This window comes from Streptomyces sp. DvalAA-14 (assembly GCF_900091855.1).
Lineage (GTDB): Bacteria > Actinomycetota > Actinomycetes > Streptomycetales > Streptomycetaceae > Actinacidiphila.
This window is the reverse complement of the sequence record NZ_FMCH01000047.1, coordinates 1-3,056: the sequence shown is the minus strand read 5'-3', so window position 1 is coordinate 3,056 and position 3,056 is coordinate 1. Positions and strand designations below refer to the sequence as shown.

General features: G+C 75.0%; 5 protein-coding genes and 1 pseudogene. 5 read left to right on the top strand and 1 reads right to left on the bottom strand.

The genetic code is table 11. The features are described from left to right. Positions 1 to 422 (bottom strand): annotated as a pseudogene (locus GA0115240_RS02305) (nucleopolyhedrovirus P10 family protein); the annotation flags it as partial. A 132-nt stretch (positions 423 to 554) separates the two neighbouring features. On the opposite strand from GA0115240_RS02305, the gene GA0115240_RS02300 reads away from it, so the two are divergent. From GA0115240_RS02300 to amaP, 5 genes are all read left to right on the top strand, one after another. After that, positions 555 to 1,058: an Asp23/Gls24 family envelope stress response protein gene (locus tag GA0115240_RS02300; RefSeq protein ID WP_093734962.1), complete on the top strand. Its 504-nt coding sequence runs from the start codon at positions 555 to 557 to the stop codon at positions 1,056 to 1,058. Between the two features lie 63 nt (positions 1,059 to 1,121). After that, positions 1,122 to 1,322: a hypothetical protein gene (locus GA0115240_RS02295; protein WP_093734961.1), complete on the top strand. Its 201-nt coding sequence runs from the start codon at positions 1,122 to 1,124 to the stop codon at positions 1,320 to 1,322. Further along, positions 1,322 to 1,693 (top strand): Asp23/Gls24 family envelope stress response protein, encoded by a 372-nt coding sequence (locus GA0115240_RS02290; RefSeq protein ID WP_093734960.1) that lies wholly within the window; start codon positions 1,322 to 1,324, stop codon positions 1,691 to 1,693. The genes GA0115240_RS02295 and GA0115240_RS02290 overlap by 1 nt, the downstream gene beginning before the upstream one ends. Further along, positions 1,690 to 2,391 carry a DUF6286 domain-containing protein gene (locus GA0115240_RS02285; RefSeq protein ID WP_093734959.1) on the top strand — a complete coding sequence of 234 codons (702 nt, stop codon included), beginning with the start codon at positions 1,690 to 1,692 and terminating at the stop codon, positions 2,389 to 2,391. Before GA0115240_RS02290 ends, GA0115240_RS02285 begins: the two co-directional genes overlap by 4 nt. An 11-nt stretch (positions 2,392 to 2,402) precedes the next feature. Further along, the gene (gene amaP / locus GA0115240_RS02280; RefSeq protein ID WP_093734958.1) at positions 2,403 to 3,002 is read left to right on the top strand and encodes an alkaline shock response membrane anchor protein AmaP; all 600 of its coding nucleotides are present in this window, start codon (positions 2,403 to 2,405) and stop codon (positions 3,000 to 3,002) included. Positions 3,003 to 3,056 lie beyond the last annotated feature (54 nt).

Genomic DNA, 3,056 nt, shown 5'->3' with positions numbered 1-3,056 from the left:
CCGGCCCCGCCGGGCGGCAGCGCGGGGAGATCCGCCAGCAGACCGGTGATCCGCAGGTCCACCGCCGACACGCGCAGACCCACCCCGTCCGCCGCGGCCTCCCACAGCACGTCCCGCAGCCGCTGCGCGGTCAGCGGCAGCGGCTCGTCCGCCGCCGCGTCGAAGGCCGCCTCGACCCGGACCGGCAGATGCGGCAGCGCCCCCGTCGGCGCGCCGGCCGGCAGCTCCGCCTCGTCCCAGTCCGCGGGCAGCACCGCGACCTCGCGCAGCCGTACCCCGGACATCCCGGCCGCCGCCTGCCGCAGCGCCCGCACCGCGGCGCTCTCCGTGATCCACGCCAGGTCCTGCGGCCCGCCCAGCGGCAGGAGGCGGCCCAGGGCGACCTGCTCCCGGACGCTGCGGGTCAGTCGGTCCATCGTCACGGGCATCGCCTTCCGTGGGCCGACCACCCGAACGGGGGTCGGCGGAACCCTTCGGCCGCATCCCCGGAGCGGTTCGGGGCACGTCCACCTAGTGTGGGACACGGAGCAGCCCAGACGAAGGGACGACTCGCGATGACCGACGCACAGCAGGGCAGGCCCGGAACCGAAGGTCCGTCACATCCCCTCGGCGCAAGGACACTGGAGAAAGGCGGCGGTGGCGACAGCGGCCGCAAGGCGCTCGGCCCCCCGGCCGGCCGCGGGCGCACCAGCATCGCCGACGGCGTGGTGGAGAAGATCGCCGGGCTCGCCGCCCGCGACGTGGTGGGTGTGCACGCCATGGGCACCGGCCTGTCCCGGACCTTCGGCGCGGTCCGCGACCGGGTGCCCGGCGGCCGGACCTCGGTCAGCCGCGGTGTCAAGGCCGAGGTCGGCGAGGTGCAGACCGCGCTGGACCTGGACATCGTGGTCGACTACGGCGTCTCCATCGTCGATGTCGCCCGCGCCGTACGGGAGAACGTGATCGCCGCCGTGGAGCGGATGACCGGTCTGGAAGTGGTCGAGGTCAACGTCGCCGTCGGCGATGTGAAGCTCCCCGACGAGGAGGACGAGGACGACCGTGAACAACGGGTCCAGTAGCGGCACCTTCGGCGGCGCACCAGCCGTTCGGCAGGCAACGAACGAGGGGACGGAGGGCCCGGGATGAGCGCGGCGGTGATCGGCCTGGCCGTCGGGATGGTGCTCGCCTTCGCCGGGTTCTTCGGCGGATTCGGCGCGTTCCTCCTGGTGGCGGGCCTCGGCGCGATCGGCTTCGTGGCGGGCAAGTTCATCGACGGCGACCTCGAACTGGGAGAGTTCTTCCGCCCGCGCGACCGCGATCGCGATCGTGACCGGCGGCGCTGATGTCGGCGCCCGTCCCCGAGCAGCTGCCGCCGGCCGAGCGCGGCGCGCTGCGGATCGCGGACCGAGTCGTGGCCAAGATCGCCGCGTACTCGGCCGGTGAGGTGCTCGCCGGCCTGCCCGACGCCGACCTGGTGCCGCGCGAGGCCGCCCCGCACGCCACCGTGTCGATCCGCAAGGACACCGCGCGGCTGCGGCTCGCCCTCGAACTCGGCTATCCCGCCGACCTCGGCGCGGTGACCGCGGCGGTACGCCGTCATGTCGCCAGCCGGGTCGAGGCGCTGACCGGGCTGGCGGTTCCCGAGCTGGCCATCGAGATCGAGCGGCTGCACTCGCTGACCGTCCGCCGCAAGAACGAGGGGAGGGTGCGGTGAGCGACACCGGCCCGGCCGGCCGGCCGGAGCATGACGACGAACCCACCCGGGAGCTGCCCACGGCGGTCGGCGTCCGGCCGCCCGGCCAGGAGCGGGGCGGCCTGCTGCGGTACACCGAACCGGACCAGGAGCCGGGCCCGGCGGACGGCGCGGACGCCAAGCGGTTCTGGGCGCACCGCCGGGTGCCCTCGGCCATCACCGCCGCCCTCTCGTTCGGCCTGTCCGGGCTGTTCCTCTACGACGTGTCATCGGTGCGGGCCGGCCGCAAGGCGCTGCTGTGGCGCAAGTCGCTGGCGCACCAGCTCGCCACCCGCCACCTGGACAACGTGTGGATCATCGTCGGCGCCATCGTCTGCGGGCTGCTCGGCCTGTGGCTGCTCGTGCTGGCGGCCACCCCCGGTGAGCGCTCGGTGCTGCCGATGGCCCGCCGCGGCACCTCGGGCGTGCGGGCCGGGCTCGACCGGCACGCGGCCGAACTCGTGCTGCGCGACCGGGCGATGGAGGTGCCCGGCATCCGCTGGGTCCGGGTCGCCGTCGGCCGCCGCCGGGTCCGGGTCCGCGCCACCTCGCACTTCCGCGAACTGCCCGACGTACGGCGCGACCTGGGCGAGGGCCTGGCCGAGGCGGTCCGCCAACTCGGACTCGCCAAGTCCCCCGAATTGCGCGTACGGGTCGAGCGCGCCGACAAGAAGGCGTGAGGAGACAGCCGATGAGCCGCATCACGATCAACCGCGTCCTGCTCGCCTTCATCGGCCTGGTGCTGCTCGCCCTGGGCGTGGCCGTCCTGATCGGCAGCCTCGACCTGCAGCGCCACTGGGACTTCCACCTGCCCTCGTCGTGGCCCTTCTCCGGCTCCAAGGACGTGCTGCTCACCCGGCACGACCGGCGGCTGTACCGGCACCGCGACTGGTGGTGGCCGGTGGTCATCGCCGGACTCGCGGTGATCTTCCTGGTCTCCCTGTGGTGGCTGCTCGCGCAGTTCCGCACCCGGCGGATGCGCCAGTTGCGCATCGACAGCGGCGACGGCCAGGGCGCGCTGATCAGCGGCCGGGCCCTGGAGAACGTGCTGGCCGCCGAGGCGGAGGCGTACGAAGGGGTGGAATGGGCCGGCGCGGTCCTGGTCGCACTGCACGGGCAGCCGCAGGCCCGGCTCGTCCTCGGCCTGGCCCCGCACGCGACCCCGGTGGAGCTGGTGACGGGCCTGGACGCCGAGGTGCTGGCCCACGCCCGGACCTCGGCGGGGCTGGGCGAACTCCCCACCGAGGCCCGGCTGCGGGCGGTCCGGCACCGCGCCAGCCGCGTCACCTGACGCCGCGTCGCCCGCCGGTCAGCCGGCGCCGCCGCGCCCGGTGCCGGCCCGCGG

Excerpts from the sequence above, each read along its gene's own strand:
- GA0115240_RS02300 (WP_093734962.1), top strand. The coding sequence starts at position 555 with ATGACCGACGCACAGCAGGGCAGGCCCGGAACCGAAGGTCCGTCACAT.
- GA0115240_RS02295 (WP_093734961.1), top strand. The coding sequence starts at position 1,122 with ATGAGCGCGGCGGTGATCGGCCTGGCCGTCGGGATGGTGCTCGCCTTC.
- GA0115240_RS02290 (WP_093734960.1), top strand. The coding sequence starts at position 1,322 with ATGTCGGCGCCCGTCCCCGAGCAGCTGCCGCCGGCCGAGCGCGGCGCG.
- amaP (WP_093734958.1), top strand. The coding sequence starts at position 2,403 with ATGAGCCGCATCACGATCAACCGCGTCCTGCTCGCCTTCATCGGCCTG.